This is a genomic window from Yinghuangia soli (genome assembly GCF_021502675.1).
Taxonomy (GTDB): domain Bacteria; phylum Actinomycetota; class Actinomycetes; order Streptomycetales; family Streptomycetaceae; genus Yinghuangia; species Yinghuangia soli.
Window position 1 is genome coordinate 1 of sequence record NZ_JAKFHA010000057.1, and the last position, 23,242, is coordinate 23,242.

Genomic DNA, 23,242 nt, shown 5'->3' on the forward strand with positions numbered 1-23,242 from the left:
CCGCCGCAAGGGCGACGGCGTCTTCTGGGCGGTCAGCGCCGTCGCCCGTATGCACAACCTCGCCATGACCGGATGACGAACACGACCGCAGGTCAGACCCGTTCACGAGTTACGAGACAAGCTTTAGTGAGACAGGCCAGAGACGGGGCGTCACGATTCGCTGTCTTCCTCAGCAACCCGCGCCATGAACACGGAATCCACGTCGTCATGACCAAGCAACGGCCCGACAGTCTCAAGGACCTCTCTTGCCAAAGCAGTTGCCGCCGACGGCTGGACAAGAGTCTTCCGCACCATAGACAGCAGCTGAAGGCCGGTAATTAGACAATGCCCTCGGGCCGCGCTGTACGAAATCATCTGATTCGGAAATGAATCCTCGCCACGCGCGTCGACGGGGATGCCCCTCCACGAATTCACGAGAAGAATCCCCTTTGGAGCCCTGCCATTCTCAATGGTTTCCTCGGAAACCCACTTCTCCAACTGGGCAGCATTCTTCTCTGACGCACTCTTGGAAACTCCCTTAACTTCTACGACAGCCTCTTGACCATCGAGCGAGAGCAGTAGATCAGCGCGCGCCACGGGCCCTACCGATGCAGTGAATCCAAGAACTTCGAACGCTTTCTTTGCGATCCTCTCCAGCGCATCTCCGGATGCGGTCACCAACAAGCGCCATTCGTTGTCCGCGGCGCGCTCCGCCGAGACTTCGTCGATCGCAGCCAGCGTCTCGTTCAGCCCTTCTCTCAGAGCCTTCAGGCGCGATTCCCTCGCGGCATCCTCAGGGAATCTGAACTTATCAGCCCAGTCTGGATCTGCGTGCCCCTCCTCACGCAGGGACGCCACCCACCGCACAAGCGCACAGGCGATGGCGTCCGGATTACTGGGGTCATGGGATGCGATCACATCCGCGTCCCCGAAATCCGGAAAGTCGTCATCGTCGCCATCTTCTTCATCGTCATCGTCATGGTCGCCTACGGCAACCTGATCTTTGTAATCTGGCAGGACAGCGAAAATCCCATTCCCCCCAACAGTCTGGATATAGGATACGACTACGTCCGTTCCCGAAACATGAGCCAATGGCTTCCCGGGAGTTTCATCGAAGGTTGCCCGGTAGTACCATTTATCCCGCTCGACTCGAAGCAGGGCCGCCATCCCATCATCCACTGCCTTAAGCGATGATCCACTACTGACGTTAGCCTTGAAGTGGACAGGAAGGCTAGAACCCACTACGTCCAGCCGCTCGACCAAGTGCGTAACCTTCTGATTGCGCCCGGTACCCGACGTAGTCCGATCGCCAGTGTCGAAGTAGAATTCCTGCGGGGGACACGCAAGGATAACTAGAGTCCGACCCAAAGCCAGGAACTTCTCAAACTCTCGACGACGCCGTGAAATGTCACGCAGCACTTGCACAGAATCAGCGGAAGACAACCGGGGAAGTCCACGATAGCGAGGGCTCCCAAAGTTGACTTCATACGTCCCGAGCGTATGCACCGGATCCCAAACAACCACGTCATATTCGAGGATTGACTGGGTTGACCGGAAGTTCGAGAAGTAGCAATCCGGCGCGTTCAGCCACACGTCCAAGGTGAGTACCCGCATGTGCCGATGGTGCCGTAAGACCGGCTGATCGTTCAGGCGGTTTTCCGTAGTGCCCGGCTCGTTCTAGCGTGGGGCGTCCTGCCCTCGGCCAGACCGGCTGCACGGCATCCGCCCCAGTCGCAAGGAACGCTTATTCAGAGACGTTGGCACGCTCAGCCAAGCCCAGCAGTTCAGGCGGAGCAGCGCGCCCTGCAATGAGCACTAGTTCGCGGATGGTGGCGCGGGCGGCGACGTGGGTTCGGACCGTCTCCGGTGCCAGCTCTTCGGCGCGGAGGAGGCTGTCTAGCGCTTCGCCGATGTGGCGGCGTTGGGCGTGGGCTCGACCTAGGTCCATGAGGAGCCTTGAGCGGCGTTCGGCGGAGAGGGTTGTCGGGTCGATCGACTGGCCGATGTCGAGGGCTTCGCCGGCGTCGCCCAGTTCGACGGCGGTTGAGACCGCCTGGATCTCGACGTTGGTCGGGCCGAACTCAAGGTTGAAGTCGTTGCGGTCCTCGCCAAGTCGCGCAGCGACCGCGCGGGCGTTGGCAATCTGCTCGCGCGCCTGGATGCGCTGGCCGGCGCGGGCGTGGACGAGCGCGAGCACTAGGTGGAGCGAGCCGAGCACGGACAAGGCTTCCGGCTCGACGGACTCCCCGGTCGTGTGCGGCTTGAGCGCATTGACGGCGCTCGACGCGGCGTGCTCGGCCTGGTCCAGGCGCTTGAGCCGGACGAATGCCTGCGCGAGCCGGAAAATGCCCGCGAACACCTGAAGCGGCTGCTCCGACATCTCGGCAGCTCGGATAGAGCGGTCCGCCGCGAGCCACGCCGCGTCCGCTTCGTCCTGACGTACGAATGCCGCGGCGAGCGCCTGGTAAGTCGCGCTCAGGAGCGTCTGAGCGTCGCGCCTTGCTTCGGGATCGCCGGTACGTGCGGCGCGCTCAAGCCGTGGCACCAGTCGGCCGAGCAGGGAACTGAGTTCGGCGAAGCGTGCGGCGTGGGTCAGTGCCCAGACCTCATCCACAGCCGCGGTGAGCGCCGGAAGGTCGGGGATCTCGGCGGCTTCTTCGGCTAGGACGACGTCCAGCGCCGGATGCCCCGAGATCAACAGCCTTGCTTCGTCAAGGTCGTTGGGCTCGTCGGTCGCAGCCTCCACCGGCGCTCCTGCGGGCGCGGTCGGCGCATCGGGGCTGAGTACCTGGACGGAGACGCCGAGTCCGTCGGCGAGCAGTTGGAGGACGTCAAGGCGTACGACGGGCTGAACACCGCGCTCGACCTGGGAGACCCAGCTACTCGTACGGCCGATGGCCGCGCCGAGTTCTTCCTGCTTCATCCCCCGTTGCTTGCGCAGCTGCGCGACGCGCGCGCCGAACGCCTTTCGTTCCTCAGCGTCCATCGGTGATCCCTTCGGTGGTCGTGCCCTTGCCGTCGATCTCGTGCAGGAACGAGACGTCCACGCTCGCCAGGTACTGCTCGCGCTCGGCGAGGAAGTGCCGAACGTGCGGCTGTTCCTCGTGCAGATCGAACGCAGCGCGGTCTGCGTACAGCTCGTAGAAGACGCGAACCGCCGGCTCACCCTCGACGGCGTGGTTCACGTAGATCAGCGTCCCGGGCTCGTTCGCCCGGATGTCCTTGAGCGTCGTCGCAGCGAGCGCGTCGAACGCGCGGGCGGCTTCTTCGTCATGCGCGGTGAATCGGACTACCAGGCCGAACGCCATGGTCAGAGCACCCCTCACTGAGTCGTGTGCAAGTTGGACTCGCAGAGACATGTGCAAGTTGCACTGGAACGTGTGCAAGTTTCGCACGGTCGCTGAACTTCTGCGACTAACAGTTTCTCTTGACTCGCAGATTCTCTGCGAGTACGTTCGTCATGTCGCCACCGCACCGGAAGGAACGGGGCTCTGACCTCCTGGTTTGGGCTGCCGCAAGTCGGTGGGTGGCAACGATGACGGCCGACCAGGCTGTCTGCCCGTCACGGGCGTGCTGCTTGAGAACTCCACAGAGTGCTGAGAAACCACAGCTACGAGTGCTTTTGGTCCTCGACCCGCAGCGATTCTGCGAGTGGGTCGGGGGCTATGACCGCTCGTCACATGTGGCGAGGCGCACCAACGTGCGCCGGGACGACCGCCTGTCCTTGGCGGGGTGGCGGTCGTCCCGTAGGTCGCTCCTTCGAGAGAGGAGTACGACCGTGCGAACCATTGTCGCCGGGCACATGGCGTTCTCGGTTTCCGAGTTCGCCGAGTTGGCGATGGGGATCGACCCGGAGCTGTTCACCGGCCCCACGGACGAGACGCCGATGGAGCGCGCCGCGCGGCTGGACGCCGCTCAGGACGTGCTCGCGGACCTGTGGCGCGAGGAGCCCGAGCTTGCGGCGTTCGCCGAGAAGCTGATGAACGAGTCGGCGCAGATCATCGAGCTGCCGACGTCGCGCACCGCCGTTGGGCGGTGGGCGGCGTGAGCGCGGACCCGGGAACGTTCGCGGCTGTCGGGTTCGCGTTGTACGCGGCGCACATGGTGGGTGACCACTGGGTGCAGACCGACAGCGAGGCGGTCAACAAGGGCCGCAACGACTGGACGGGGCGCTACTTCGCCACCCGTCACGGCGTCGGACTCGGGGTGGTCAAGGCGCTGTTCCTGGCGCTGGTGTGGGTGGTGTTCGCGTTGCCGCTGGCGCCGCTCGGTGTGGCGCTCGGGATGACGCTCGACACCGTGTCGCACATCTGGGCGGACCGCCGTCACACGCTCGCCGCGTTGGCGCGGCGCGTCGGCAAGGGCACCTGGTGGGAGCGCGACCCGAACGCGCCGTACCTGCTCGACCAGTCGTGGCACATCGGATGGCTGTTCGTCGCCGCCGTCATCATCGCGGGGGTGGGGTCGTGACCGAGACCATCTACACGATGCGCGCGGGCAAGAAGATGGATGCCGCGCGGATCGCCGAGGCGCACGCCGCAGCGGCGGAGAAGACCGCGCTCGCGTCGGTCGTCCAGGCGCAGGCCGCCGCACAGGTCGCGGCGATCCAGCGGCAGGAACAGCGCGACCTTCGCGCCGAGTCCGCCGAGGACAAGGCGGCTCGCCGTGCGGCGTTCCGGGCGAAGTGGGACGCGTCGCTGGTGTCTGTGCGCAAGCGCCGGGACTTCGTCCTGGTCGCGGTCGTCATGGTCGCCTCGATCGGCACCGCGTGGCCGGCTCAGATGGGCTTCTACCTGGGCTTGGGCATGCACCCGATGCTCGCGGTGCTGGTCACCGCGATGACGGAGGGTGCCGCGTGGGCGGGAGCCGCGATGGCTTCCAAGGCGATCGAGGATGGTCGGCCGGTCGGCATGTACCGGGCGATCACGTGGGGTTCGGCCCTCACCGCGTCGGCGCTCAACTTCGCCCACAATTACCACCGGAGCATCCCGCTCGCGTGCGTGCTCGCGCTCGCCAGCATGCTGGGCGTGGTCCTGTGGGAGGCGTACGCGCACTCGCAGAGCGGCGACGACAGTGGCAAGCCCTCGGCGGAGGTCCGAGCCGACTACTACCGCAAGGCTCGGTACCCGAAGGTGTCGCGACGTGCGCGGGACTTGATCGCAGCGGTGCCGGGGATCGATGAAGGTGCCGCATGGGTCATCGCGTGGCGGTCGGTGCATGGCGCCGACCCGGGCGTGACGCACCGGACCCTGAAGCAGCATCACAAGGCAGTCGAGCGGATCGGCGGCCTGCTCGACAAGGCACCCGCGGTGAACCCCGAAGCAGTCGGGCTCAAGGCGCTTCAGCCGCTCAGTGCCACGCTCCAAGACATGGCGCCCGGCGGGACGATCGCCGACGCGCACCAGGCAGTAAACGACGCGGTGGTCGTCGCGTTCGATGCGTCGTACCCGATCGAGGAGTTGATCGGGAGCCCCATCGACAAGCAGTCGGCCGACGAGTCGGCGGTACGGTCGGGGTGTGACCGGGACTTTCCGGATGAAGTACCGCAAAGCAAACCCGAGATCAGTCGGCCGACTCCCACGGCGAGGAAGGCCACCGGTCGGGTTCCCTCGGCCGCAAAGTCGACAGTACCGAAGCGCTCGGCGGGCGAACTCCTGACCGATGCCCGTCGGATCACTGCGGAGTGGCCGACTGAGAACCTGACGGCCGACCGCATCCGTAAGTCGGTCCGAACATCTGCGGAGTCGGCTCGGACGCTGCGCGACACGTTGCGTGCCGAGCGGACGACCGATGACGAGTCGGGTGCTGGCACGGCGAGCGTCGCATGAGGTTCCGCCGGCGCTTCTGGGACCCGGACGGCACGCGGTACGGACTCCCCACCTACCCGTGGCAGTTGGCCCCCGAGGGACTGGCGACCCGTCGTCAGCTCCGTTCTTCGAGTCTCCGACCTGGAGGCCAGGAACCGGTCGCACAGGTCATGTGGCAGTCCCGGCGGGTGGTGCGGGTTGCGTACCTGTACCGCACCGATCTGGCCTTGCCGGTACGACCGATGACGGTCCCGAAGTACCGGGCTCTCGCCGCGGCGATGCTCGCGCGCCGCACGTGCCCGATCTGCCGCGTCGATCGCGGATACGTCGTCTCCGTCCGGCTCGGCATGTGTGTGCCGTGCGCGGACGCTCCCCCCATGTACAGCGCCGCCTGATGTGCGACGCGGCCCCGGCTCTCGCCTGGCAGCTACCGCCGGGGCCGCTCCCCAACCTTGATTGGAGAGCCTCAGCATGACGCACAGCGACCTGTTCGGCCCCGACTCGCAGGACTTCACGCCTGCGGAGACCGAGGGGCCCGACGCGGAGGTCATCCTCCTTCGCAAGAACCCCCCGGACACCGACCCGGCCGACGCGGACCCGGCGGACACCGCGGAGCCCGAGCCGGGCACCGCCGACGACGGCGAGCAGGAGACGGCCGTTCCCGTGGACGGTCCCGCGCCGGCCCGTCCGTCGTGGCAGCAGTCGATCCGCAGCGGCGAGCGCCGCGAGGTGCTGCCGACGTGGCTGCTCTCGCGTGACGAGCTGCGCGAGCGGGTGCGGTGGACGCTGGACCACTTCACCCACGTGTTCGCGTTCCACGCGGTGCGCACTCCGGTGTACGCCGGGACGCTCGCCATCCGCTCTCCGCTCGGTGCGGCGCGGCTGGTCGGCGGTGCGTTCCGGTGGGTGTCGGATGCGGACAGCCGTCCGATCCGGGCGAACGCCATCGCGCACAACGACGCCGCCGAGTACCTGCGGCTCGCCAAGCACCGCGACGGCAAGGTGCGACTGCGGCTGACCATCCTGCTCGCAGCAACGCTCGGCACCGCAATTCTGCTGACTGCGCTCATCGTGGCCGGCCCGACTTGGGGCATGCTGCTCGCGCTCGCCGGGATCGTCGGCGGGCTCGGGTGGCTCGGCGCCCCGCAGGATCGGCCGCTCATCGGCCCGGCGGTCGTCAAGCCGCAGGTCCAGAAACTCACTTCGCACATCGTCCTGCGTGCGCTCGGCGCACTCGGCATCGCCGGGATCAACCAGGCGATGACAAAGGGGTGGGGGCCGCGGGCGTTCGTCGCCCCGATAACCCGCGACGGTCCCGGGTGGCGTGCCGACGTCGATCTGCCGTACGGCGTCACGGCGGTAGACATCATGGAGCGCCGCGACCGGCTCGCGTCCGGTCTGCGTCGGCCGATGGGGTGCGTGTGGCCCGAGCCCGTCCACGACCAGCACACCGGCCGCCTGGTGCTGTGGGTCGGCGACCAGGACATGAACCAGGCATCGCAACCGGCATGGCCGCTGGCCAAGGCCGGGACGACGTCCGTGTTCAAGCCGCTGCCGTTTGGCACCGACCAGCGCGGACGCACGGTCGCGTTGACGCTGATGTTCGCGAACATGCTCATCGGCGCCATGCCGCGCTTCGGCAAGACGTTCGCCCTGCGCGTGGTGCTGCTCGCGGTCGCGCTCGACCCCACGGTCGAGATGCACACGTGGGAGCTGAAGGGCACCGGTGACCTGGGGCCGCTGGAGCAGGTCTCCCACACCTACGGGTCCGGACCGGACGACGAGACCCTTGCGGCGTGCATGGACATGCTCCGGTACGTCTACAAGGACCTTGAGCGCCGCGCGAAGGTGATCCGGAACCTGCCCAAGGACGTCTGCCCGGAGAACAAGGTCACTCCGGAACTGGCCGGGAAGAAGTCCCTGAGGCTTCACCCGCTGCTCGTCGCGATCGATGAGTGCCAGGAGCTTTTCGCACACGACAAGTTCGGCAAGGAAGCCGCCGAGCTGTGCACCGGCATCATCAAGCGCGGGCCGGCCATGGGCGTAATCCTGGAGCTGGCAACGCAGCGCCCCGACAAGGACTCCATGCCCACCGGAGTCTCGGCGAACGTCGGCATCCGGTTCTGCCTGCGGGTGATGGGCCAGACCGAGAACGACATGGTGCTCGGCACCAGCTCGTACAAGAACGGTCTGCGCGCCACGACGTTCACGGCGAACGACAGGGGCATCGGGTACCTGGTCGGGCACGCCACCGATCCGCAGATCATCCGCACGTTCTACATCGACGCGCCGGCCGCCGAGCGCATCGCCGAGCGGGCCCGCGCCGCCCGGATCGCCGCGGGAACGCTGTCCGGGTACGCGGCCGGCGAGACCACCGACGCCGAGCGCGCCCCGGCGCATGACCTGCTCGCTGACGTGCTCGCGGTCATCCCCGCGTCCGAGGAACGGGTGTGGAACGAGACCGTGGTGGACCGGCTCGCCGAGCTGCGGCCGGACGCCTACGGCCCGTGGGCTGCGCTTCCCGCCAAGGCCAAGTCGGCGCAACTCACTGCGGCGCTCAAGCCGTTCGGTGTGGCGGTCGATCAGGTCTGGGGCACCGACGAGACCACGGGCAAAGGTGCCAACCGGCGCGGGATCGAGCGGGACGACGTCACCGCAGCCATCACGAAGCGTGACGTTCGACGCCGCTCGGACTGACCGCGAAGCGCTGCTAGGTCTAGCAGCACCCCTTGCTAGACCTAGCAGCCCTGCTAGCAACCCATTCTCGCGCTGATCAGCGCACTAGTCCCTAGCACCGCCATGCCCGGAACCAGCGAAAACGCCCTCTGGGAGGCAGTCATGACCCCGAACACGCTCGCTGGCCTGCTCGTCCTCGCTCTGCCCGTCGGTTACGCACTGTTGTGCTGGCTCAGCCCGTTCGCGGCTTGCCGGTTCTGCGACGGCACCGGCAACCACGTCTCGTGGTGGGAGCGCAGGCAGGCCCGGACCAACCCGAACCACAAGCCCAAGCGCCGCATACGCAAGCCGTGCCGCCGCTGCAAGGGCACCGGCGCCCGGCTCCGGATCGGCCGCCGCATCCACAACGCCGGCCGCCGTCTGCACCACGACGGCACCCGCTGACCACCCACCCGCACCCCTGACGAAACATCAGGAGACTGCCATGGGAACCAACTTCCTCACCCTCACCGCGGGTGACGGGACCACGCCCGCCGGAACCGCTGGCGGCGGCACGGTCACCCTCGCCATGCCGGCCATCTGCATCATCCTCGCCACAGTCCTGCTCGCGAACGGCAAGGCCCCAAAGCTCGCCGGATTCCTGCTCTTCATCGCCGGCGTCGGCCTGTCCGGCACCCAGATCGCCGGGTCCCTGTCGACGTCCACGCACGCGATGTTCACCAGCATCGTGGACGGCTTCACCAACGCCCTTTCCTGACCGACGGCCGCTCGCCGTGGCCCCGGAGCACCCCACGTGCTCCGGGACCGCGGGGGACGGCCGGACGGACCGGCCTCCCCTGGAGGGGAGTTCAGACAGTGGCGAACAACCTGACCACCATCACCGTCGTGGGGAACCTCACCCGCGACCCCGAGATGGCGTACACGCCCTCCGGAGTCGCCCGGATGCGGCTCGCCATCGCGGTCACCCCGCGCCGCTTCGACAAGCAGGCGAACGAGTGGAAGGACGGCGAGACCACCTACTGGGAGTGCACCGCGTGGCGTGGACTCGCCGAGAACGCCACCGAATCGCTGTTCAAGGGTGACCGGGTCATTGCCACCGGCACCGTGACCACGCAGCGGTGGGACGACAAGGAGACCGGGGAACCGCGGTCCCGCGTCGTCCTGGACCTGGAGGACATCGGCCCGTCCCTGACGTGGGCCACCGCGAGCGTCACCAAGGCCACCCGTCGCGCGGCCCGCACCAACGGCGCCGCGACCGGTGGCGACCAGTGGTCCAGCACGCCGCCAGCGATGGACGAACCGCCGTTCTAGCCATGCCCCGGGGCGCCCGCCTGTCTTGGCGGATCCGTCGGGCGCCCCGGGTCTCTACCCGCCCCTCTCGGGGCAGATCGGAGACCTTCAGCATGTACCGACCCATCCTCCGACCGCGAGTGTTGGATCTGTTCTGCTGCGCCGGCGGCGCGGCTCGCGGGTACCAGCTCGCCGGATTCCACGTCACCGGCGTGGACATCGCACGCCAGCCGAACTACTGCGGGGACGCGTTCGTGCAGGCGGACGCAATCGAGTACGCCGCCGCGCACGCGCACCAATTCGACTTCGTCCACGCCTCCCCGCCGTGCCAGGACGCATGCACCCTGTCCAACGGCACCAACAAGGGACTGCGCGACTACCCCAAGCTCATCGCCCCCACCCGCGACGTGCTCGCCACGTCCGGGGTGCCGCATGTCATCGAGAACGTGCCCGGCGCGAAGATGCGCCGCGACCTGCGGCTGTGCGGCGAGATGTTCGGACTCGCCGTCATCCGCCACCGATACTTCGAGGTGCACGGACTCGCAATCCCGCAACCGGCGCACCGGCCGCACCGCGGACGCGTCGCCGGGATGCGGCACGGCCAGTGGTTCGAAGGTCCGTACTTCGCCGTGTACGGCTACGGCGGCGGCAAGGGCACCGTCGCCCAGTGGCAGACCGCCATGGGCATCGACTGGACCGACGTACGTCGCGAACTCGCCGAGGCCATCCCACCCGCCTACACCGACCACATCGGACGTGCGGTGGCCGCGCAGCTCGTCGCGCCCGCTGTGGCCGCGTGAGGAGCCCGAACATGAGCCTCACATCACACGACCGTATCTGCTCGCGATGGTCCGGGAATCCGTGTCCGGAGACCGTGGGCCTGCGCCGGTACACCAACGGATACTTCTGCCGCGCCCATGCGCCGGGCGGTGGTCTGCACCCGCCCGACCCGAACCCGCTCCAGACGGCCGCGCTCGTCTACGCCTCTCGGGGGTGGCACGTCTTCCCGCTCATCCCCGGAGACAAGCGTCCGGCGGTGCGCGACTGGGAGAACAAGGCGACCACCAACCAGGCGCGCATCGAACGGTGCTGGGAGCACGCGGCGTACAACATCGGCATTGCGACCGGCCCGAGCGGGCTGGTCGTAGTGGACCTGGACGTGCGCAAGAACGACGAGGAGCCGAAGGAGCCGTGGTCAAGCCGCAGCGTCGCGTGCGGCGCAGACGTGCTCGCGGTCATCGCCGATGAGCAGCACGCGGCTTACCCGGACGGAACGTTCACCGTGCTGACGCCGAGCGGGGGAAGCCACCTGTACTTCGCCGCGCCCGGCGGGATGGAGCTGCGCAACACCTGCGGCTCTCTCGGGTGGAAGGTCGACACCCGAGCACACGGCGGGTACGTCGTCGCTGCGGGCAGCACCGTGGGCGGCAAGTCCTACACGGTGGTTCTCGACAGCGACCCGACACCGGCGCCGTTGCCGGGATGGCTCGTTGACCTCCTGTTGCCCAAGCCGCTTCCGGCGCAGAAGCCCGTCGTTCTCAGCCTGCCGAACGACCGACGCGGCGCATACGTCAACGCTGCGGTCAACGCGCAGGTCCGGTACGTGCTCGAATCCGGCGACGACCAGCACAACATCGCGTTGTACCGGTCGGCATGCGCGCTCGGACAGCTCGTCGCCGGCGGCGCGCTCGCCGAGCAGGAGGCCACGGCCGCGCTCGCGAACGCTGCCGCACAGGTCGGGCAGGGACCGCGCGAAGCGGAGAAGACGATCCGCTCCGGGCTCTCCGCCGGGGCCAAGCGTCCGCGATCGGTCGCGGCATGAGCGCCACGCCGCGTCCGGCGCTCGCCGAGCACTTGCACGCGGTCCCCACGAATTCACAGCCTGTGGACGGTGCTCCGGCAACTCCCGAACGTCGCACCGCGTGGACGGCCGACGAGCTGATGGCGATGGAGTTCCCGGAGCCGCGTTGGGCGGTCCCGGGGATTCTGTCCGAAGGAGTGAACCTGCTCTGTGGTCCCCCGAAGGTCGGGAAATCGTGGATGTCGCTCGGGCTCGGACTGTCGGTCGCTGCTGGCGGAGTCGCCTTCGAGGCCATCCCCGTGGACGGCGGACCGGTGCTGTACCTGGCACTTGAGGACACACCGCGCCGTTTGAAGACGCGCATGGGCAAGCTGTTGCAGGGTCGTCCGGCTCCGGCCGGCCTGACTCTCGCGACCGCTTGCCCACCACTCCCCCAAGGCGGCACGGACGCCATCGCGTCATGGCTGCAGCGGCATCCCGACGCGCGCATGGTCGTCATCGACGTGTTCGCCAAGGTCCGCGGCAACGCTCCACTCGGCGCGTCCGCGTACGACGCGGACTACGCCGCGGTCGGACACGCCAAGAAGCTCGCGGACGACCACGCCATCGCGGTCGTACTCGTTCACCACGTCCGCAAGGCCGGATCGGACGACTTCCTCGCGGAGGTCTCCGGCACCAACGGCCTTGCCGGCGCGGCGGACGCCACGCTCGTTCTGCGGCGCGGACGCGGGCAGGCAGACGGCGTCTTGCACGTCACCGGCCGCGACGTCGACGAGTCCGAGTACGCCCTGACGCTCCAGCCGGAAACCGGGTCGTGGCGCCTGCTCGGCGGGAACGCCGCCGAGCACTCCATGGGCGACACCCGCACCGCGATTCTGCGGTACGTCCGGGAGAACCCAGGCGCTCAGCCCAAAGACATCGCCAAGGCCGTTCCGAACGTGGATCCGCCTACGGTCCGGCGCACCTGCGCGCGCATGGCGACGGACGGACAGCTCTCCAAGGACTCGAACGGCCGCTACTTCTCCGACAACGCGACAAAGCACGGGGACCTGTCGCACCTGTCCCAGGTGTCCCACAGTCCCGCGTCGGGCTCTGACCAGCGCGAACAGATGGGACAGACCAGCAACGGCGCTGTCCCGCTCCCGTACAACGACGAGAGGAGCGAGCAGTGAGCGAGCCCGAGCCGCCCAGCACGTTCGACCCGACGTTGGTGCTCCTCAAGGTCGAGGAAGCTGCCCGACGGCTCGGGATCGGACGGACCACGTTGTATGCGCTCATCAGCTCCGGCGAGATCGAGTCGGTGCCCGTCGGCCGTCTCCGTCGGGTGCCCGTGGATGCCCTGCACGAGTACGTCGCGCGCCTGCGCCAGACCAACGCGCGCCTCGCGGCGTAGGGAGGGAACCGCACAGATGGCAGAGGAGAAAAAGCGGACGCGCCGCCCGAACGGCGCATCGTCCATCTACCAAGGGAAGGACGGAAAGTGGCACGGCCGGGTGACCGTAGGCGTCAAGGACGACGGCTCCCCCGACCGGCGCCACGTGGAGCGCAAGACCCATGCTGAGGTCATCCAGGCCGTTCGCGAACTGGAGAACCTGCGCGAGCAGGGCACCGTGCCCAAGCCCGGGAAGCCGTGGACGGTCATGGCGTGGCTGACTCACTGGCTGGAGCACATCACTGCCCCGCCGGTCGTCCGTGCCACGACGTACTCGTCGTACCGCGTCGCGGTCACCAGGCACCTGATCCCGGGCATCGGGCGGCATCAGCTCAAGAAGCTGGAGCCCGAGCACCTGGAGCGGCTGTACATGAAGATGCAGCGCGACAAGGGACTGTCGCCGGCGACCGCGCACCAGGTGCATCGCACGGTCCGGGTTGCCTTATCGGAGGCTCAGCGGCGCGGGCACATCATGCGGAACGTGGCGGCGCTCGCCAAGGCCCCGAAGGTGGGCGAGCAGGAGGTGGAGCCGTACTCCGTCGCCGAGATTCAGCGCCTGCTCGAAGCGGCACTGAAGGAGCGCAACGGCGCGCGGTGGGCCATCGCGCTCGCGCTCGGACTCCGCCAGGGTGAGGCTCTGGGGCTCCGCTGGAAGGACGTGGACCTGGACACCGGAACCCTCCGGGTGCGCCGCAACCGCGTCCGCCCGAAGTACCAGCACGGGTGCTCGGGTCACTGCGGTCGCAAGTACCCGGGGTACTGCCCGGAGCGGGTGCGGACCAACAAGGACACCGAAGAGACGAAGTCGCGGGCGCGTCATCGGACTGCCGGATGCGCTGGTCGACCTGCTCAAGCTGCACCGCGACCAGCAAGACCAGGAGAGGGAAGCCGCGGGCAAGTGGTGGACCGAGGGCGGGTGGCTGTTCGCGGCCGAGTACGGCGAGCCGCTGAACCCGCGGTCGGACTACGACCAGTGGAAGGCGCTCCTCGCAGCGGCCGGCGTCCGAGACGGCCGGCTGCACGATGCCCGCCACACGGCCGCCACCGTGTTGCTCCTGCTCGGCGTCTCGGAGCGGCTGGTGATGGCCATCATGGGGTGGTCGTCCACAGCCATGGCAGCGCGGTACCAGCACGTGACCGACGGCATGCGGCGCAGTGTCGCCGAGCAGGTCGGTGGGCTCATCTGGAAGCAGCCGGACAAGCCTGAGCAGGGCCCGGAAGCGGCCAACTGAGACGGGAAGTGAGACGGAAGATCATCTAAACGACGTCAGCCCCGACCGGGATACGGTCGGGGTTGACGTTTTTCCTGCTCAGAGCGGTAGCGGTGGGATTTGAACCCACGGAGGAGTTGCCCCCTCACACGCTTTCGAGGCGTGCTCCTTAGGCCGCTCGGACACGCTACCGAGGGAGAGCCTACCCGACGTGACCCCTTGCCTCGAAACCGGATTCCCGGAAGAAGGTCCGGAGCAGTTCGCCGCACTCGTCCTCGAGCACTCCGGAGAGCACTTCGGGGCGGTGGTTCAGGCGGCGGTCGCGCAGGACGTCCCACAGCGAACCGGCGGCGCCGGCCTTTTCGTCCCAGGCGCCGAAGACCACGCGGTCGACGCGGGAGAGCACGATCGCGCCCGCGCACATCGTGCACGGCTCCAGGGTGACGACCAGGGTGCAGCCGGACAGCCGCCACTCGCCGACCGTCCGGGCCGCCTCGCGCAGGGCCACGACCTCGGCGTGCGCGGTGGGGTCGCCGTACGCCTCGCGCTCGTTGCGGCCCCGGCCGACCACCGCGCCGTCGCGGTCGAGGACGACGCACCCGATCGGGACGTCGCCGGTGGCCGGGGCGAGGCGTGCCTCGTCGAGCGCCAGGCGCATCCACGGCTCGTACCGGGTCCGCACCGGACCGCGGCGGTCCGGAGCGGTCGGCGGAACCGTCAACGCACGGTCTCCAGTTCGTCGGCGCAGCCGAGCCGCTCGGCGATCATGATGAGCGCATCGGCCGGCATCTTGCCGCCGCTGCCCAGGTCGGCCAGTTCGTCGGGGTGGACGCCCAGGTCGGCGAGCACCGTCTCGTCGCCCGCCGGACCGGTCGGCGGGGCCTCCTCTTCGTCGTCGGGGTCGTGCCCGAGCACGTCGGCGGTCAGCAGGGTGTCGCCGTAAGCGCTGCGCGCCACCGCGGCGGCATCCGAGACGTAGATGCGCGGATCCTCCTCGCCGTCCACGCGGATCACCGCGAACCAGGTGTCTTCCTGTTCGACGAGCAACAGCACCGGTTCCTCGTCGACCGACGAAGCGCGTGCGAGATCGGCGATCCCGTCGAGGTCGTCGACATCGTCGAGGTCGACCTCTTGCGCCTCCCATTGCTGCTCAGTGCGCACAAGCACTGCGGCGAAGTACGCCACCGGACTCTCCCAGGTCGTCGGACTCGGCGCGGCCGGCTCCCCGGACCGCGCGCCCTGCCGTGATGTCGGATCCCGCCGGATGCCGTCCCCCGGCATCCGGCCGGGAGGGACCCCTCCGGGCCCGGAACCACGGTTGTGCTTCCCTCACGCATCGTGGCAGAAACGACCCCCGCTGCGCGCGAATTGCCGCCCCACCGCCCCCATGCGTCGCCCCCGGCGAACCTCCCACCTCCGCCCGGGCAATTACCGGTCGGCACGCGCCCACCCGACACGCGCCACCCACGACATTGTGGTGCACATCCGGCGCTTCTGTCCGGACAGCGCGAACAGCCGCGCGCAGAGCGCCCGCCCCGGGCTGGACGGTACGGCCGCGAAGCAGGGTGACGAGGCCGCTGCGGCCGCCGTGCCGGCCACGGAAACGTGCGGCGGGGAAGTTGGTCGGACGGCGACGGGATGGCTGCCGGAGGTACGGGCGCGCCGCTGCGGGCTCGGGTCAGTCGCGCACGGCCCGGATCAGTCGCGCGCGGCCGGGCCCGCGGCGCCGCAGTGCCGCGCGGGGAACGCCCACCCGCCCGCGACGAGGTGCGGCCGCGCGATACCGGGTGCCGTCCCGTTGCCCTGGGGCGGCACCCGGTGTCCGTCTTCCGGGTCAGTAGCGGAAGGTGCGCATGCGCATCATCTGGCGCAGCCGGGCGGTCCGGGTGCGGCGCGGCTGGATGCGCTCGCGCAGTTCGTGCGCCTCGGCCAGCTCGCGCAGGAACAGCGCGCGCCGGCGGCGGCGTTCGGCGTCTGTCTCCTCGGGACGGGCCTCCGGAGCGCGGACCGCAGCCTCGACGGGCGGCAGGGCGATGCCCGCGGACTCGTGGTCGGCGTCGGCCCCGGGGTCGATCCCGGGTCCGATCCCGGGTTCGGAAGCGGCCTTGAGAACGGAAGCGGGCTCGTCGGCGGCCTTGGCGGCGGCCCGGCGCGGCTTGGGCCGGCGGCGGGACTTCTGGGCGTCCGACCCGGCCGGGCCCGCCGGTTCAGCGGCTCGTTCTGCGGCTCGTTCGGCGGCTCGGGCGCGTTCGGCCTCGCGACCGGCCGCCGACGAAGCCGCGGAGCCCGGCCCCCGGGGGCGCTTGGCGGCAGCCGCACGCCCCTCTGATGTCTTGCGCGCGCCGTCGGCGCTCCTGCGCGCCCGCCTGCGCGGCGCGGACGGCGCAGCCGCGGCGCCCGGGGAAGCCCCCGGCTCCGCGGCGCTTTTTCCGGCCGTACCGGCGCTGCCCGGCGCGGCCGGTTCGCCGCCGCGGCGGTCCGCAGCCCGGCGGGTCCGCGATGCACGGGCAGTGCGGGATGTGCGTGCGGCAGGGGTGGCACGGCTGGTACGGGTGGTGCTTTCCGACTCGGCGGTCTCGTCGGTACGCCGCGCCGCCGCGCGCCCGCGCGGCTTCGACGCGGGCGTCCGCTCGTCTCCTGTGCGCCTCGGCTGCTGCCCCATGGGGCCCCCTCGGTCAGCTCTGCATTCGACCCGGCTTCCGTCACCAACCTGCCCGCTCGGCCGAAAATATGCCACCGGAAAGGCTTCGGAAGGGGCGCACCGCACGCCGCACCGCACGCCGGGCGGTCACATCGCGCGCCGACGAGCGGATACTGTCTCACCATGCGGATTCACGTCGTCGACCATCCCCTCGTCGCCCACAAGCTCTCCACCCTGCGCGATGAGCGCACCGACTCGCCGACCTTCCGGCGGCTGGCCGACGAGCTCGTCACGCTGCTCGCGTACGAGGCGACCCGCGACGTGCTGGTCGACCAGGTGGTGCTGCGCACCCCGGTGTCCGAGACCACCGGCGTGAAGCTGTCGTACCCGCGCCCCCTGGTGGTGCCGATCCTGCGCGCCGGCCTCGGCATGCTGGACGGCATGGTCCGGCTGCTCCCGACCGCCGAGGTCGGGTTCCTGGGCATGATCCGGGACGAGGGCACGCTGCAGCCGTCGACCTACGCCACCCGGATGCCGGACGACCTCACCGGCCGCCAGGCCTACGTGCTGGACCCGATGCTGGCCACCGGCGGCACCCTGGTGGCCGCCACGCAGCTGCTGATCGACCGCGGCGCGCGCGATGTGACGGCGCTGTGCCTGCTGGCCGCCCCCGAGGGCGTGGCGCTGATGCAGGAGGCCTTCAAGGACTCGTCCGTGCCGGTCACCGTGGTGACCGCGGCCGTCGACGAGCGGCTCAACGAGCACGGCTACATCGTGCCGGGCCTGGGCGACGCGGGCGACCGCCTGTACGGCACCGCGGGCTGACCGAGCAGCCCCCAGGGACCCCGGAACCCCTCCGGAGCAAAGGACCAAAGGCCCCGCACCCCGGGACGTCCGCCGGATGCGCAACTGTCCGGTACGGAGCATGCTTGGTGGTGTGCCCGGGGTTGGGCAGGAACCCCGCCGGCACCCTCGGGACTCCAGGCTGATGCTTGCGACGGTTCGACCCACCGTTGCTCCGGCCGGGTCCCTGCAGAAGAGGGAGCGACCGATTCCCCCCGCGGCCGCTCCCTCTTCTTTTTGTCTTCTCTTGGCACATGCCGCTCTTCTCTTTTCCGGCATTGCCGGGCATACCCCTACCGCCGCAGGACGCTTCCCCGCCGGGAACGGCGTGGAGGGTCGCCGCAGTCCGCAGGGACCGGTATCAATGAGGTTGAGCGTCCGCCCGGCGCTCCTCAGGGGAGGCGGGACATGCAGGTGCAGGCCAAGAAGATCGTCGGCGTGCTGCTCATAAGCTTCGTCGTCTATACGATCATCGCCACCCCGGACAAGGCCTCCGACCTGATCGCCCAGTGGTTCTCCGCGATCTCCTCGGCCTGCAAGTGGGTCGGCAACCAGATCGGCAACCTGGCCAACTGAGCCGCATCCCGCTCACGGACCGCCGGATTCCCGGACCCCCGCCGACGCCAGGACCCACGAGACGCCGATCGCGATGCTCGACCCCTCGATACGCCCCAAGACCGTGCAGCGGTACCTGCTGCCGGCCGAGAAGTGTGTGATCGCGGTACGCCGGCACTGGTCGGTGCTGATCCGCCCGGCCGGTGCGGCCGCGGGCGCCGCGGCCCTCGCCATCGCGATGGCCATGTACTTCCCCGAGGAGAACGCCGTCGTGCACCTCGCGCTGTGGCCGGTGGTCGTGGCGTCCGTGCTGTGGTGCCTGTGGCACTACCTGGTCTGGCGGCACGACTACTTCTTCGTCACCGACCGGCGGGTCATGGTCACCACCGGCGTGCTCACCCGGCGCGTCCTGATGGTGCCGCTGGACAAGGTGACCGAGCTGAAGTTCCAGCGCTCGCTCTCCGGCCGGATCCTCGGCCACGGCACGCTCGTCCTGGAGTCCGGCGTCACCGAGGACGCCCTGAAGGACGTGGAGTATGTTCCGTGGCCGGACACGATCTATGTCCGGATGTGCGACCTGATGTTCGATACCAAGGGGTAAGCCATGATCCGTCACCTCGTCCTCTTCAAGCTCAATGAGGGCGTCTCGCGCGACGAGGCGCGCGTGCAGGCCGGCGCCAAGGCCTTCGAGGAGCTCGGCGGCGTGATCCCCGAGCTCGACTTCTGGCAGTGCGGCTGGAACATCACCGAGCGGGACATCGCGTACGACTTCGCGATCGTCTCGGACGTCGCGGACGGCGACGCGCTGCAGCGCTACATCGCGCACCCCGACCACCAGGCCGCCGCCGCGCAGTGGCGCGAGTTCGCCACCTGGGTCATCGCCGACCTGGAGAGCTGACCCGCAGCACCGCCGGCCCGGGGCTCCGGGACGGAGCGCCGGGCGGCACCACGCCGGGTGCGAACCGGCATGACCCGCGGGTAACTTCGGACGCTTGCCCCCGACCCGCGGGTAACTTGTCGAGAATTCCACGGCGTTCGCCCAGCCTTTTGCCCGCTTCATCACGGGTTGACCGGACCCCTACGTCCGAGTTGACGCGCTTGGCCGGACAAATCCAGGATGTCGCAAGGGGTTTGGGAATCCTCCGCACCGGTATGCAGGTAGCGAACGACGGCCGCCCGCGGACCTGGCAGGCGGCCGACCTGGTTCGGCTCCGATGAGGAGGTGGGCTTTCCCGTGCTGCTTCGCGATGCGTCCGCGGTGGATACCGCAGAGGTCGACACCGAGACCCGGTCGGTACCTCTCCCCCGCTCCGGCGATGCACCTGCCGGTCCGGCACCCGGCGGCATCCCCGCGCCACGCGGCGCCGCGGACTCCGGTACGGCGGCCGGCCCCGAGGCCCCGCTCGACACGCGGGTGCTCTCGCGCACGATGCTCCTGCGCCTGTCGCAGGTCGAGGAGGGGTCGCCCGAGCACGCGTACGTGCGCAGCACCCTCGTCGAACTCAACCTGCCGCTGGTCCGGTTCGCGGCCAACCGCTTCCGCAGCCGCACCGACCAGTACGAGGACGTCCTGCAGGTCGGCACCATCGGCCTCATCAAGGCCATCGACCGCTTCGACCCGCACCGCGGCGTGGAGTTCCCCACCTACGCGGTGCCCACCATCATCGGCGAGATCAAGCGCTTCTTCCGGGACACCTCGTGGAGCGTCCGCGTCCCGCGCCGCCTCCAGGAACTGCGCCTGGCCCTGGCGGAGGCCACCGAGGAGTTCTCGCACAAGCACGACCGCGCCCCGACCGTGGTCGAGCTCGCGAACCACCTCGGCATGACGGTCGAGGAGATCCTCGAGGGCATGGAGGCCGCCAACGCCTACTCGCCCGCCTCGCTGGACGCGCACGACCTGGACGACGACCGCGACAACGCCCTCATCGCCCGGCTGGGCCAGGAGGACGAGGCCCTCGACGGCGTCGAATACCGCGAAGCCCTGCGGCCGTTGCTGGCCCGCATGGCGCCGCGCGACCGGCAGATCATCATGCTGCGCTTCTTCGGCAACATGACGCAGTCGCAGATCGGCGAGCGCCTCGGCATCTCGCAGATGCACGTCTCGCGGCTGCTGGCCCGCGCCCTCGCCCGGCTGCGCGCCGACCTGTCCGCCTGAGCCGTGCCGGTCCGGCCGTACCTCCGGCCGGACCGCGCTGCACCCTGCGCTACTCCGCGATGCCGTCGTACCGGGCGAGCAACAAGGCGATGTCGTCGCCGAGTTCGCCGGTACGCCGGGCGATGAGGTGACCCGCGAGCCCGTCCGGCGTCATGCCCCGGCCGTGTTCGAGCGTCTCCAGCATCCACGCCACCCCCTCGTCCAGGCTCAACCCGCGCGACTCCACCAGGCCGTCCGTGCACAGCACCAGCACATCGCCGCGCTCCAAGGCCAGTTCGGTGGCCGGATAGCGGGCATCGGTGTCGATGCCGAGCGGCAGCCCGCCCGGCACGTCGACCAGCCGCACCCCGGCGCGCCCCAGGACCGCCGGATGCTGGTGGCCGGCCCGCACCACCACCGCACGGCCCGTCCCCGGGTCGAACTCCACGTACGCGCACGTCGCGAACAAGTCGGTACCGAGCCCCGCGGTCAGCGCATTCGTCCGCCGCACCACCTCGGCCGGCTCGTGCCCCTCCACCGCATACGCCAGCACCGCGGTCCGCAGCATGCCCATGATCGCGGCCGCGTCCACACCGTGCCCCTGCACGTCGCCGATCACCAGCCCGACCCGGCCGCCGGGCAATGAGATGACGTCGTGCCAGTCGCCGCCCACCTGCATCCCGACGGTGGCCGGTATATAGCGGGTCGCGACCGTCAGCCCGGCGATCCGGGCCGGCCGCCCCGGCAGCAGGCCGCGCTGCAGGCCCGCGGACATCGCATGCTCGTCGTCGTACCGCCGCGCCCGGTGCAGCGCCCGCGCGAGCAGCGCCCGGAGCTGCCCGAACAGCCGGTAGTCGTCCGCATCGAACTCGCGCTGCCGGTTGTAGGAGAGCACCGCGGTGCCGACCACCTCGCCGGACGCGACCAGCGGCAGGAACACCCACGCCTGCTTGCCGGCCGCCCCGGCCAGCTCGCCCAGATGCGGGTAGCGCCGCATGTACTCCTCGCGCGAGGTGATCGCGAAAGCGCTGCGCCGGCGCACCGCCTCGACGAACGGCGCGTCGTCGTCCAACTCCCAGACCGGGTACGCCGAAGCCGCCCGCGGCGGGTAACCGGCGTGCCCGACGACCCGCAGCCGGCCGTCCTGGATCAGGCCGACCGCCAGCCCGTCGGCGCCGCACACCGCGGGCAGGCGGCGCGCCGCCCGGACCACTTCGTGCACGGTCAGCGACTCGGCCAGCGCCGCGGTGAGCAACTGGATGCGGGCCTGCTGCGCGGCCGCGACCTGGGCCGCCTCGCGCAGCCGCGCGTCCCGCTCGCGCTCGTCGGTGATGTCGAGGCAGAACAGCAGCATCTGGTCGCGCCGCGGATACGCGCTGACCCGGAACCACCGGTCGTCGTCCGGCACATGCAGCGTGAAGGACTGCACGCGCCGCTCCTGCAGGGCGGCGAAAAGGTGCCGCCCCCATCCATGGCTGCGCGCCTCGGGCAGCAGGGCGTGCAGCGGACGCCCGAGGATCTCCGCGCGCGGGCGCCGGAAGAGCGTCTCGCTGGGGGCGTTGCAGTAGACCAGGCGCCATTCGTCGTCGATGACGATGACCAGCGCCTCGACCTCCTCGGCCTGCCGGGCGAGGCTGAGCCGCAGGTCGGACGCCTCGGTCACGTCGCTGACCACGCCGCGCAGCCGGCGCGGGCCGCCGTCGGCGCCGCCCATGACGCTGCCGCGGACCTCCACCCAGCGGTACCCGCCGGGGGTGCGCAGCCGGTGGCCGGAACTGAACGGGCCGTCGGCGGCGAACGCCTCGGCCAGGTGCAGCCGCAGCCCCGGGTAGTCCTCGGGGTGCAGCGAGCAGAGCACCGGTTCGATCGGCCCGACGTACGGATCGTCCTCGCCGAGCATCCGGCTCAGCCGGGCGTCGAGCGCGATCACGCCGGTTCCGAGGTCCCAGTCGAAGATGCCGGTGCCGGCCGCGTCCAGCGCGTCGAGCGTGGCCTGCGCGTCCACCGCGGGCCGGGCGGGCGGCCCGGCCGGCACTGGCGGTGCCGCCGGCGCCGCCGGAACGGGAACCGGCCCGGGCGCCGACGCGGCTGCAGGGGCGCCCGAACCGGCCTCCGGCGCACTGAAGAAAGGTTCCGCCCGCGGTATCTCGCCCGCGCGCGCGAGTTCCTCGCCGAGGAGCTCCGCGAAGGCCCGCACCCGTGCGATGAGCCGCGGGTCGAAGCGCATCGCATCGCGGAACGCCAGCCCGAGCACGCCGGCCGGCTCCGCCCCCGGGGCGGCCGGCCCTCCTATCGGCCCGGCGATCGGCACCGCCATGCACGCGCCGTTCACCCCCGACCAGGTGCTCTGGTTGTGGTGCGGGTAGCGGGCGGCGCTGAGCACCGGGTTCTCGATCGCGACGACCGTCCCGTCGCGCAGCGCCTCGGTGACCGGAAGCTGCTCGTCGGCGAGCACCCGGCACCACAGGTGCGCATACAGAGGAGGACCGGCGAAGTCCTTGACCAGCCCGGCGACGCCGCGCAGCTCGCCGATGTCCGGCAGCCAGGCGTAGACCATGCAGGCGCTGACCGGAGAGGTGCCGCCGCAGGCGTCGACCAGGTCCTGCAGCAGCGGGGCCAGGCGCTCCTGGAGTCCGGCCCAGGTCCAGGCAGGCTCGTAGCCGCCCTGCGCCGGGACGGCGTCCAGCGGTGCGGCAGCGCTGCTCATGTCCTCACCTGGCCTGTCCCGCGCCCTGGTCCGGGGCATGGCCGGACTGCTCTTCCCCCGTTCGTCCCCCATTGCCTGCCTCCTCGGTGGTCCCCCGTTCTGCCGCAGCGCAGCGTGCACCGCGAGCCCCCAGCCCCCGAGAGCAATTCGTCGTGCTGTTCCTTCG

Annotated in this window: 24 protein-coding genes, 1 tRNA gene and 1 pseudogene; 18 read left to right on the forward strand and 8 right to left on the reverse strand. The window is 69.9% G+C overall.

What is annotated here, in order from left to right; translation table 11 throughout:
* Positions 1 to 150: 150 nt before the first annotated feature.
* The 3 genes from LZ495_RS41705 to LZ495_RS41715 form a co-directional block, all read right to left on the reverse strand.
* Positions 151 to 1,242, reverse strand: a complete 1,092-nt coding sequence (locus LZ495_RS41705) for a hypothetical protein (RefSeq protein WP_235058471.1) — start codon at positions 1,240 to 1,242, stop codon at positions 151 to 153.
* Positions 1,243 to 1,723: 481 nt separating this feature from the next.
* The gene (locus LZ495_RS41710; protein ID WP_235058472.1) at positions 1,724 to 2,965 is read right to left on the reverse strand and encodes a helix-turn-helix domain-containing protein; all 1,242 of its coding nucleotides are present in this window, start codon (positions 2,963 to 2,965) and stop codon (positions 1,724 to 1,726) included.
* On the reverse strand, positions 2,955 to 3,287 hold the full coding sequence (locus tag LZ495_RS41715) for a putative quinol monooxygenase (RefSeq protein WP_235058473.1): 333 nt from the start codon (positions 3,285 to 3,287) through the stop codon (positions 2,955 to 2,957). Before LZ495_RS41715 ends, LZ495_RS41710 begins: the two co-directional genes overlap by 11 nt.
* 470 nt (positions 3,288 to 3,757) lie before the next feature.
* On the opposite strand from LZ495_RS41715, the gene LZ495_RS41720 reads away from it, so the two are divergent.
* The 13 genes and pseudogenes from LZ495_RS41720 to LZ495_RS41780 all read left to right on the forward strand — a co-directional run bounded on the left by LZ495_RS41720 (position 3,758) and on the right by LZ495_RS41780 (position 14,217).
* Positions 3,758 to 4,027 (forward strand): hypothetical protein, encoded by a 270-nt coding sequence (locus LZ495_RS41720; protein WP_235058474.1) that lies wholly within the window; start codon positions 3,758 to 3,760, stop codon positions 4,025 to 4,027.
* A complete protein-coding gene (locus tag LZ495_RS41725) occupies positions 4,024 to 4,449 on the forward strand; it encodes a DUF3307 domain-containing protein (RefSeq protein ID WP_235058475.1) in 426 nt (141 codons plus the stop codon). The genes LZ495_RS41720 and LZ495_RS41725 overlap by 4 nt, the downstream gene beginning before the upstream one ends.
* Positions 4,446 to 5,807, forward strand: a complete 1,362-nt coding sequence (locus LZ495_RS41730) for a hypothetical protein (RefSeq protein ID WP_235058476.1) — start codon at positions 4,446 to 4,448, stop codon at positions 5,805 to 5,807. The genes LZ495_RS41725 and LZ495_RS41730 overlap by 4 nt, the downstream gene beginning before the upstream one ends.
* Positions 5,804 to 6,181 carry an RRQRL motif-containing zinc-binding protein gene (locus LZ495_RS41735; RefSeq protein WP_235058477.1) on the forward strand — a complete coding sequence of 126 codons (378 nt, stop codon included), beginning with the start codon at positions 5,804 to 5,806 and terminating at the stop codon, positions 6,179 to 6,181. Before LZ495_RS41730 ends, LZ495_RS41735 begins: the two co-directional genes overlap by 4 nt.
* A 76-nt stretch (positions 6,182 to 6,257) precedes the next feature.
* Complete coding sequence (locus tag LZ495_RS41740; RefSeq protein WP_235058478.1) at positions 6,258 to 8,483, forward strand: FtsK/SpoIIIE domain-containing protein; 2,226 nt, start codon at positions 6,258 to 6,260, stop codon at positions 8,481 to 8,483.
* 141 nt (positions 8,484 to 8,624) lie between these two features.
* Entirely contained in the window at positions 8,625 to 8,906 is a 282-nt protein-coding gene (locus LZ495_RS41745) for a hypothetical protein (protein ID WP_235058479.1), read from the forward strand.
* 40 nt (positions 8,907 to 8,946) lie between these two features.
* Positions 8,947 to 9,219 (forward strand): hypothetical protein, encoded by a 273-nt coding sequence (locus tag LZ495_RS41750; protein WP_235058480.1) that lies wholly within the window; start codon positions 8,947 to 8,949, stop codon positions 9,217 to 9,219.
* Between the two features lie 98 nt (positions 9,220 to 9,317).
* On the forward strand, positions 9,318 to 9,773 hold the full coding sequence (gene ssb, locus LZ495_RS41755; protein ID WP_235058481.1) for a single-stranded DNA-binding protein: 456 nt from the start codon (positions 9,318 to 9,320) through the stop codon (positions 9,771 to 9,773).
* Between the two features lie 92 nt (positions 9,774 to 9,865).
* A complete protein-coding gene (locus LZ495_RS41760) occupies positions 9,866 to 10,552 on the forward strand; it encodes a DNA cytosine methyltransferase (protein ID WP_235058482.1) in 687 nt (228 codons plus the stop codon).
* A gap of 74 nt (positions 10,553 to 10,626) precedes the next feature.
* The gene (locus LZ495_RS41765; protein ID WP_372498721.1) at positions 10,627 to 11,574 is read left to right on the forward strand and encodes a bifunctional DNA primase/polymerase; all 948 of its coding nucleotides are present in this window, start codon (positions 10,627 to 10,629) and stop codon (positions 11,572 to 11,574) included.
* Positions 11,571 to 12,725 (forward strand): AAA family ATPase, encoded by a 1,155-nt coding sequence (locus tag LZ495_RS41770; protein WP_235058483.1) that lies wholly within the window; start codon positions 11,571 to 11,573, stop codon positions 12,723 to 12,725. Before LZ495_RS41765 ends, LZ495_RS41770 begins: the two co-directional genes overlap by 4 nt.
* Positions 12,722 to 12,946, forward strand: a complete 225-nt coding sequence (locus LZ495_RS41775; RefSeq protein ID WP_235058484.1) for a helix-turn-helix domain-containing protein — start codon at positions 12,722 to 12,724, stop codon at positions 12,944 to 12,946. The genes LZ495_RS41770 and LZ495_RS41775 overlap by 4 nt, the downstream gene beginning before the upstream one ends.
* A gap of 16 nt (positions 12,947 to 12,962) precedes the next feature.
* Positions 12,963 to 14,217, forward strand: a pseudogene (locus tag LZ495_RS41780) (tyrosine-type recombinase/integrase).
* Between the two features lie 84 nt (positions 14,218 to 14,301).
* Here the strand turns inward: LZ495_RS41780 and LZ495_RS41785 are convergent.
* The 4 genes from LZ495_RS41785 to LZ495_RS41800 all read right to left on the reverse strand — a co-directional run bounded on the left by LZ495_RS41785 (position 14,302) and on the right by LZ495_RS41800 (position 16,858).
* Positions 14,302 to 14,388 (reverse strand) — tRNA-Ser (locus LZ495_RS41785).
* 10 nt (positions 14,389 to 14,398) lie between these two features.
* Positions 14,399 to 14,917, reverse strand: a complete 519-nt coding sequence (gene tadA, locus LZ495_RS41790; protein WP_268824038.1) for a tRNA adenosine(34) deaminase TadA — start codon at positions 14,915 to 14,917, stop codon at positions 14,399 to 14,401.
* The gene (locus LZ495_RS41795; protein ID WP_235058485.1) at positions 14,914 to 15,381 is read right to left on the reverse strand and encodes a tRNA adenosine deaminase-associated protein; all 468 of its coding nucleotides are present in this window, start codon (positions 15,379 to 15,381) and stop codon (positions 14,914 to 14,916) included. Before LZ495_RS41795 ends, tadA begins: the two co-directional genes overlap by 4 nt.
* Before the next feature lie 649 nt (positions 15,382 to 16,030).
* The gene (locus LZ495_RS41800) at positions 16,031 to 16,858 is read right to left on the reverse strand and encodes a hypothetical protein (RefSeq protein WP_235058486.1); all 828 of its coding nucleotides are present in this window, start codon (positions 16,856 to 16,858) and stop codon (positions 16,031 to 16,033) included.
* A gap of 162 nt (positions 16,859 to 17,020) precedes the next feature.
* Here LZ495_RS41800 and upp point away from each other — a divergent pair, with 162 nt between their 5' ends.
* From upp to LZ495_RS41825, 5 genes are all read left to right on the forward strand, one after another.
* Complete coding sequence (upp, locus tag LZ495_RS41805) at positions 17,021 to 17,662, forward strand: uracil phosphoribosyltransferase (protein WP_235058487.1); 642 nt, start codon at positions 17,021 to 17,023, stop codon at positions 17,660 to 17,662.
* Positions 17,663 to 18,118: 456 nt separating this feature from the next.
* Complete coding sequence (locus tag LZ495_RS41810) at positions 18,119 to 18,256, forward strand: hypothetical protein (protein WP_235058488.1); 138 nt, start codon at positions 18,119 to 18,121, stop codon at positions 18,254 to 18,256.
* Between the two features lie 73 nt (positions 18,257 to 18,329).
* A complete protein-coding gene (locus tag LZ495_RS41815; protein WP_235058489.1) occupies positions 18,330 to 18,836 on the forward strand; it encodes a PH domain-containing protein in 507 nt (168 codons plus the stop codon).
* A 3-nt stretch (positions 18,837 to 18,839) separates the two neighbouring features.
* Complete coding sequence (locus LZ495_RS41820; protein ID WP_235058490.1) at positions 18,840 to 19,133, forward strand: Dabb family protein; 294 nt, start codon at positions 18,840 to 18,842, stop codon at positions 19,131 to 19,133.
* A gap of 336 nt (positions 19,134 to 19,469) precedes the next feature.
* Positions 19,470 to 20,390 (forward strand): RNA polymerase sigma factor SigF, encoded by a 921-nt coding sequence (locus tag LZ495_RS41825; RefSeq protein WP_372498720.1) that lies wholly within the window; start codon positions 19,470 to 19,472, stop codon positions 20,388 to 20,390.
* 49 nt (positions 20,391 to 20,439) lie between these two features.
* Here LZ495_RS41825 and LZ495_RS41830 read toward each other — a convergent pair whose 3' ends face one another.
* On the reverse strand, positions 20,440 to 23,076 hold the full coding sequence (locus LZ495_RS41830) for a SpoIIE family protein phosphatase (protein WP_268824039.1): 2,637 nt from the start codon (positions 23,074 to 23,076) through the stop codon (positions 20,440 to 20,442).
* Between the last annotated feature and the right edge of the window lie 166 nt (positions 23,077 to 23,242).

Coding starts and splice junctions, on each gene's coding strand:
- upp (WP_235058487.1), top strand. CDS start 17,021: ATGCGGATTCACGTCGTCGACCATCCCCTCGTCGCCCACAAGCTCTCC.
- LZ495_RS41750 (WP_235058480.1), top strand. CDS start 8,947: ATGGGAACCAACTTCCTCACCCTCACCGCGGGTGACGGGACCACGCCC.
- LZ495_RS41735 (WP_235058477.1), top strand. CDS start 5,804: ATGAGGTTCCGCCGGCGCTTCTGGGACCCGGACGGCACGCGGTACGGA.
- LZ495_RS41815 (WP_235058489.1), top strand. CDS start 18,330: ATGCTCGACCCCTCGATACGCCCCAAGACCGTGCAGCGGTACCTGCTG.
- LZ495_RS41830 (WP_268824039.1), bottom strand. CDS start 23,076: ATGAGCAGCGCTGCCGCACCGCTGGACGCCGTCCCGGCGCAGGGCGGC.
- LZ495_RS41715 (WP_235058473.1), bottom strand. CDS start 3,287: ATGGCGTTCGGCCTGGTAGTCCGATTCACCGCGCATGACGAAGAAGCC.
- LZ495_RS41820 (WP_235058490.1), top strand. CDS start 18,840: ATGATCCGTCACCTCGTCCTCTTCAAGCTCAATGAGGGCGTCTCGCGC.
- LZ495_RS41710 (WP_235058472.1), bottom strand. CDS start 2,965: ATGGACGCTGAGGAACGAAAGGCGTTCGGCGCGCGCGTCGCGCAGCTG.
- LZ495_RS41800 (WP_235058486.1), bottom strand. CDS start 16,858: ATGGGGCAGCAGCCGAGGCGCACAGGAGACGAGCGGACGCCCGCGTCG.
- LZ495_RS41770 (WP_235058483.1), top strand. CDS start 11,571: ATGAGCGCCACGCCGCGTCCGGCGCTCGCCGAGCACTTGCACGCGGTC.
- LZ495_RS41740 (WP_235058478.1), top strand. CDS start 6,258: ATGACGCACAGCGACCTGTTCGGCCCCGACTCGCAGGACTTCACGCCT.
- LZ495_RS41745 (WP_235058479.1), top strand. CDS start 8,625: ATGACCCCGAACACGCTCGCTGGCCTGCTCGTCCTCGCTCTGCCCGTC.
- LZ495_RS41760 (WP_235058482.1), top strand. CDS start 9,866: ATGTACCGACCCATCCTCCGACCGCGAGTGTTGGATCTGTTCTGCTGC.